Source organism: Nocardia sp. NPDC060249 (genome assembly GCF_042728755.1).
Lineage (GTDB): Bacteria > Actinomycetota > Actinomycetes > Mycobacteriales > Mycobacteriaceae > Nocardia.
Map to the genome: position 1 here is coordinate 1127310 of NZ_JBHXAQ010000002.1, position 6334 is coordinate 1133643.

The window sequence follows — 6334 nt, forward strand, 5'->3', positions numbered from 1 at the left end:
CGGCCCCCTCGCGCGAGTCGGCTAGATGAACAGATTCTCAGTGAATCCATGTTCAGTGCGATGGTTTCAGTCTGCTCGCGGTCTGATCAGTTGTCAACCGTCGCCCGCCCACACGTGGTCTGCCCAGCCGGAGACCGCGGCTTCGAACGGCCGACACATGGCACCTGCCATCCGCGGATTCCCATGGGAGTGCAGCACAATTGCCGCACGATTGAACCCATCGCTACCAATGAGCTACCCAGCCCACAGAATGACCGGGTCGCGGCCGTGTCCGAAATGCCCTAATGTCGTGGCAGGTGCCATCGCGCACCACGCACCGGCGCGCCGCTTACCACTTCACCTCAGAACCATCGACCTGGCTCTACCTCCGGGGGGAAAATTGAGCAAAGAACTTTTCAGTGCGCAACTTGCCAAACTCACCGCGCTGCTCCACTCCGTTTCGGAAACAGGAGCCGCCATCGCACGAATTTCCGGGGCCACCGGAACAGGCAAATCATTGTTGTCCTTGACACTTACCCAGCGCGCGACCGATGCCGGATTTCTCACCGCAGTGGCCAGTCCGAGCAGACGCAGCGCCGACTCGTCTCGGGTCATCGAGGAATTGCTCGGGTCGATCGGCAGCGAGGCGGACAGTGCCCGACTGTCGCCACCTGGCACGGTCGTCACGCTACGGCCTTACATGAAGCTGTTGGAGGCAGGCCCGGCGCTGCTACTCATCGACAACGCCGATGACACCGATGAATGGTCGCTCGATGTCCTGCGGCGCATGCTGCTGACCGCTGCTCCGCTGCTCGTGGTCCTGGTGACAACCGAAGGTGCGCCGGCGCGGTATCCGGACGCATTGATGGACCTACTCGCGCACCCACGCAGCACCACCATCCGGATCGGCACACTCACTGACCCGGAGGCCGAGGAATACCTCGACATCCTGACACAGCATGCCCAGAGCGACCGGTCACGCGCTGAACTGCTGCGCCTGTCCGGCGGCAACATGCGGCTCATGCGTGCTCTCGTCGAAGACTCGATCGGGCCCGACAACATCGTGGCCACGACCACACCCGGGGCACAGTATTTCAGTGCGGTCCAGATCTATCTGCGCAAGCTCGATCCCCGTGCCGTGAACCTCGCGGCCGTCATCGCGACGTTCGGCTGGGACCGTGCGATGTCTTATGCCGGAAGACTTCTCGACGACACGGACACACGAGTCGACACGATGGTGTCGGCGCTGTCGGGGATCCTGCGGCCGGACAGCGAGAACGGCCCAGGGGGCTTTCGGTGCGATGGTGCCGCGGAAGCTGTCCTGGCACTGGCCGGCGCGGCCGACACTGCGGTAATGCACTACCGAGTCGCCGCTCTGATGTACGAGTCCGGTGAGGACCCGGTCACCACGGCGACCCACCTGCGGGCGGCGAATCCGGTCAATGAACCCTGGGCAGTCGCGACGTTCGTTGCCGCTGCCGACGCCCTTCAGGAGCTCGGCGACTATCCTTCCGCCATCGATTTCCTGCGCCTGGCCATCGACAACAGCTCCGACAAACACTTCCGGTCCATCCTGCACACTCGCTGGTCGCGGCTTGCGTGGCTGGCCGGACCTGACCACATCAAGCAGTTGCTGCACGTCCACCGCTCCGACGCACTCGGCAGCGGTGCGACGATCGGCACCGCTTCCCTGCTATACCTGTTGTGGCAGGGTAACTTTGACGAGTTCACCGCCCAGATGCCCTTGCTGCGTTCAGATTCCGGTGCGCATTCCCTCACCCACAACGATTTCGACGGCCTGCGTGCCTGGGTGGGAGCCACCTACCCCAGCCTGCTCGCACGGATGCCGTCTGCGGTGCGCACCATCGCGTACACACACGCGAACCTACCGCTCCCGTCTTCGGCCAAATTGCAAGCAACCAAGCTGATGCATTCGGCCGTGACCGGACACACCGATGCCGCACACGCCATCGACACCGCCGAGAAGATCATCCAGCGGCTCACCTTCGGGGATTCGCGCGCCGATTCGATCGAGCCGGCACTGTATTCGGTGCTGACACTGTTCTACTGCGACGATCTGCACCGCGCCGACTACTGGAGCCGCACACTGCTCGCCCAGCCCGTCGTGCGCGTTTCGCCGACCTGGTTCGCACACGCGCTCGCCTTGCGCGGGATGGTCCAGTTGCGCCTGGGTGATCTGCCCGGCGCGATCGAGAACGCCACAGCGGCGCTCGACACACTGCCGCGCGGAGGCTGGGGTGTCGGCGCAGGGATGGTCCTCGGCACGCTGATCGAGGCGCACGCCCTGGCTGGAGATCTGGACAAGGCAGCCGAATACCTGACCGTTTCCGTGATACCGGAAACGTTCCTGACCCGATTCGGTCTGCATTATATGGCCGCGCGCGGTGAGTACTTCCTGGCATCCGGCTTGCCGGCCGCGGCGCTGGCCGAGTTCGAACAATGCGGAGAGTTCATGTGTACCAACGGGCTCGACATCCCGGGCCTGGTCGCGTGGCGCGCATACGGTGCGCTGGCGCAGGTGCGACTGGGTGATCCCGCCGCGGCACGAAAGCTGGCCCAGGAGCAGATACTGCGGGTCGGCGGTGCGCCGAGCAGGTCGCGCGCGATCGCCTTGCGCGCTGTCGCGGCCATATCCCCGCCGGAGCGACGCAAACGCCTGCTGGCCGACGCACAGGACATGTTCGACCACTGCGGCGACCGATACGGCCACGCGGTCGTCCTCGACGAACTCGCGCAATGCGTACGCACGCTCGGCGAGCACGGTTATGCCCGTCAGCTCTCCCGACGGGCACAGAAGGCGATGCGTGAATGTGTCGCTCCACCAGACGAATTCCTGCACTCGATGCTGCTCGACACTCCGGCTGAGGGATTGGCGGCGGTGCCGGTCGTCGGCAACGGGTCGCTGCTCGATGCCCTCCGCACCGGGCCTGCTCGCTCAGCGTTGGCGGGTGGCGTCGCCAGGTCGGTGCAGCGGTCGCCGTTGTCGGAGTCCGAGTCGAACGTCGCCGAGTTGGCCGCGAAGGGTCTGACCAACCGCGAGATCGCCAGAAGCCTGTTCATCACAGTCAGCACGGTCGAACAGCACCTGACTCGCGTTTACCGCAAGCTCGGGATCAGCAAGCGCAATGAACTCACCATCCGGGTACTTCGGGCAGTCTGCGCGTAGTCATCGTGGTGATGTCGGAGGCAATGGCCTCGGTGACTGCCACCGCCTGTTCGGCAACGAAGAAGTGGCCGCCGTCGAACAAGCGAGTGCGGATCGGGAGGTCGGTGTGATGCCGCCACGCCGACAGTTCCGCGGGGGTGGTTTCGGTGTCGGCGCGGCCGGCGTACACCGCGACCGGAACCGCGACGCGCGCGGCCGGGTCGGTGCGGTAGTCCTCGATGGCGAGGTAGTCGGAACGGAGCGCCGGCAATACCAGTTCCCTCAAGTCGGGGTCGGTGGCCAGCCGGGCGTCGCTGCCACCGAGCCCGACAACGAAGTCGACGAACTCCGTGTCGGACAGGTCGCTCGCGCGTTCGGGACGTACACATGTCGGGGCGCGACGTCCCGACACGATCAACCCTCGCACAGCACCGGGCGACGAATCTGTCAGTCGCCGAACGAATTCGAAGCCGAGCGCGGCGCCCATACTGTGCCCGAACACCACGACCTCCGTGCCCGCGTACGCGGAGGTAGTCCAGTGCCGATGTAGCTCACTCGCCAAGATGTGCAGGTCGTCGATCGGTCGCTCGCGATAGCGGTCCTGCCGACCGGGATATTGGACCGCGACCACGTTTGCCACGCAGCCGAGCGAGGCCAGCCGAGTGGCCAGCGGCGCGAACCATGGCGCTGCGCCACCGGCGAAAGGCAGGCACAGCAGCGCTGTCCGGTGAGTAGGGCCAGTGGACAATCGACGCAACCAGTTCTGGGTGGTTCCTCTGTGCTCCGACGGGTGCTGTGGCATGGCGTTCACTCGTTCCACTCTCCGCGCGCCGACTGCGCGAGGGCACCCCTATGACCCACTATCCATCGAGGCGGCACCCCCTACAGCCGTACCGATGGTGTCGGGGCCGTGCGAGATTGGAGCCGGGTGCGGCGCTTCGGCCCGCCCACCTCGCATCGATCGCCGAAGTGGAGTCCCAGCCATGAATATTGTCATCATCGGAGCCGGAGTCGGGGGACTTGCCGCCGCGCACGGTCTGCTCGCCGCCGGGCACGAGGTCGCGGTGTACGAACGCGGCGCGACGCTGCGCACCGGAGGCACAGGGTTGATCCTGTGGTCCAACGGCACCGGCGTCCTCGACTACCTCGACGTGCCGATGCACGATCTGGGTAGCCCCCTCACGGCCGTCGATACCGCGTTCAGCGACGGTGTCGGGCTGTGGCAGGTCGATATGCATCGGATCGAGAAGCATTACGAGCAACCGAATCTGGTCATTCCACGCGGCGACATCGTGCGCAGGCTCGCTGAGCGGCTGCCTGCCGGGGTACTGCGACTGGGCATGAGCTGCACAGGCTTCGAGGAGGGCTCGACCGATCGCCCGGTTGCCCTTTTCGAGGACGGGAGCCGCATCGAGGCGGACCTGCTGATCGGCGCCGACGGCAATCGTTCGGCGATCCGCAGGCAACTGACCGGTGACGAGACACGCAACTGGACCGGTTTCGCGACCTGGCACGGGCTTGATCCGATCGACCTCGAACTGGCCTCGGGCACCACCGGAATGACCATCTATGGGCCGGAAGGTTTCAGTGTGTTGCTGCCCGCGGGTGGGGGTCGCCTCCAGTGGGTCTTCGAGACCCCGTGGAAGGACGGCGAACTGGTGCCGCCCGGCGCGGTCGGTGACTCCTCCGCGGCGCCGTTGGACAGCACCGACCCCGCCGCGATCGTGAACAACCTGCGGTCGCGGTTCGGGCATTGGGCCGAACCGATTCCGAGTGTCCTCGCGGCGATCGAGAATTCCGAGATCGGTCTCTTTCCGCATATCCGGCTGCAGCCGCCGCAACCGTGGAGTCGTGGCAGGGTGACGATGCTCGGCGATGCCGTGCACGCGATTCCGCCTGCGCTCGCCCAGGGCGTAAACCAGGTGCTCGAAGACGTGTGGGTGCTGTGTGGACAGTTCGGGCCGGACACCGTCACAGGCGATCCCGCCACGGTGGCGTCGGCTCTGGCCGGATACGAGGACATCTGCCGTCGGCGACTTCGCCATCTCGACCGCTACGCCGCCGTCATGGCCAAAGGTATCGCGCCGCCGAAGTTCCTGCGGCACACCCGCTTTCCCGTCACTTGGATCCAGACCCATACGTTGAGGATGCTCAGCGACTATCTGAAAGACGAGGCGAGACCTCCCGCGCTCACCCGGTGAACAATTGCACCGGGTGAGCCGGGCGGCTTACGGAACCAGCACCAGCTTGTGCCGCACGATGGCCGACCGCTCCCAAGCGGCGGCCACGTCGGCCAAGGGGACGAGTTCATAGTCGACGGTCAGATCCGCACGGTCGGCCCATTCGAGCAACTGCCGATAGGCGCGCATCATCGCTTCGGGTCCGTGGTGCACCGGCATGAATCCGGTGACCGAGGCGCCGAGCGATCGCAGCAGCTGCGCGGGCAATGCGACCTTCGCTCCCGCACGATCACCCACCTGCACGAGATGAACACCGGGATTACCCGCCGCGAGGGCGGCCAGTGCCGGTTCGCCCCAGGTGTAGTCCACGATGACGTCCACACCGCCCGACGCCTCGCGGATGGCCGCGGTGAGTCGGTCCGCGGACAGACCCTCGGTCGATACCGTCGCGGAAGCGCCGAGTGCCACGGTGGCCTCCAACGCGGCCTCATCCCGGCCGACCACGGTGATCGTGCCCGCACCGAGCAATCGGGCGGCTTGGATCGCCAGTCTGCCGACGACACCGCTGCCACCGAGCAGTACGACGTTGTCACCGGGCTTCAGTTGTGCCGTATCGGTGAGCGGCATCAGCGCCGCCATCCCGCTGTTGCCGAGGGTGGCGGCGACGGGGAAGTCCACGCTGTCCGGGATGGGCATGGCGAATCCGGCGGGGACGACGGTGGTTTCGGCCATCGATCCGAACGGGCTCACCGGCCTGCCGAAGTAGACGCGCCGACCATCCGCGGTCACGCCGGCCCCTTCGATACCGGTGACGACCGGGAACGTCTTGGGACTCAGATAGTGCTTGCCCGCGGCCGTGACCCTGTCGATCGAGTTGATCGTGGCCGCGCGGACCTCGACCAGCACGCCGTCGGAGTAGGCGCCTGGGTCTGGAACGACGAAATTCCCGAATTCCGGCGCGCCGTACCGATGCAGTACCGCAGCTTTCATGAGGTCCCCATTTCGATGA

General features: G+C 65.8%; 4 protein-coding genes. 2 read left to right on the top strand and 2 right to left on the bottom strand.

What is annotated here, in order from left to right:
* The first annotated feature begins 505 nt into the window (after nucleotides 1-505).
* Nucleotides 506-3166 (top strand): LuxR C-terminal-related transcriptional regulator, encoded by a 2661-nt coding sequence (locus ACFWFP_RS12845; RefSeq protein ID WP_379294908.1) that lies wholly within the window; start codon nucleotides 506-508, stop codon nucleotides 3164-3166.
* Here the strand turns inward: ACFWFP_RS12845 and ACFWFP_RS12850 are convergent.
* Entirely contained in the window at nucleotides 3132-3947 is an 816-nt protein-coding gene (locus ACFWFP_RS12850; protein WP_379295133.1) for a thioesterase II family protein, read from the bottom strand. The two genes, ACFWFP_RS12845 and ACFWFP_RS12850, sit on opposite strands and share 35 nt — an antisense overlap.
* Nucleotides 3948-4128: 181 nt before the next feature.
* On the opposite strand from ACFWFP_RS12850, the gene ACFWFP_RS12855 reads away from it, so the two are divergent.
* Entirely contained in the window at nucleotides 4129-5346 is a 1218-nt protein-coding gene (locus ACFWFP_RS12855) for an FAD-dependent oxidoreductase (RefSeq protein WP_379294909.1), read from the top strand.
* Nucleotides 5347-5373: 27 nt separating this feature from the next.
* On the opposite strand, the gene ACFWFP_RS12860 is transcribed toward ACFWFP_RS12855, so the two are convergent.
* Nucleotides 5374-6315: a zinc-binding alcohol dehydrogenase family protein gene (locus tag ACFWFP_RS12860; protein ID WP_379294910.1), complete on the bottom strand. Its 942-nt coding sequence runs from the start codon at nucleotides 6313-6315 to the stop codon at nucleotides 5374-5376.
* Between the last annotated feature and the right edge of the window lie 19 nt (nucleotides 6316-6334).